1 protein-coding gene is annotated in these 682 nt (G+C 65.8%); it reads right to left on the reverse strand.

Features of this window, described 5'->3' with window-relative positions; genetic code table 11:
• The coding region (locus E8F06_RS00020; protein ID WP_280362959.1) for a VCBS domain-containing protein at positions 1–682 on the reverse strand (682 nt) is incomplete at both ends.

Consider the following 682-nt stretch of genomic DNA (forward strand, 5'->3'; position numbering starts at 1 on the left):
GTCCGTCTCCGGACCAGCGGCATCAGCAGTGGTCGAGGTCAGGGTGTAGCTGAAGCTGTAGGTGCCGTTGCTGTAGCCGGTGATCTGCACCGTGCCGTGGGCGGTGGTGAAGCTCTGGCCCACCAGGCTGGCGAAGCCGCTGCTGGTGAGGTCCACCGTCAGGCTGCCCACACTGAGGGTCTTCAGGTTGGCCAAGCCGTCCGAGTCGGCAACGGTGAAGCTGCCGGTGGTCACGTTGCTGCCGTCGCCCGCGCTGCTGCCGTCCACCAGGCCCTTCTCGAACACCTGGGCCAGGCCACCGCCGGCTCCCGGACTGCTGACTTCGACGGTGGGAATGTCGTTGCTGCCAACGATGGTCAGGGTCAGCGTGGAGCTGCTGGGATCGCCGTCGCCATCCTTCATGGAATAGGCGTATTGCAGGGTGACCTGCTGCCCTTCGGTCAGGGCTTCCACGGCGGCCGAACCATTGGCCAGCACGAAACTGTAGCTGCCGTTGGCATTCAGGGTGACCACGCCGTAGGGGGTGCTCACCAGCAGGCTGCCGTTCTCGCCGGGAGCTGCCCCGGTCACGCCGTTCCAGCTGCTGAAGGCCTTGGGCTGATCGGCACCACCAACATCATTGTCCAGCACATTGCCGGCCAGACTCGACGGCACGCCGTTCTCGGTCAGGCTGCCGCTGTCC

Origin of the sequence: Pseudomonas sp. BN411, from assembly GCF_029871235.1 — a bacterium.
Lineage (GTDB): Bacteria > Pseudomonadota > Gammaproteobacteria > Pseudomonadales > Pseudomonadaceae > Metapseudomonas.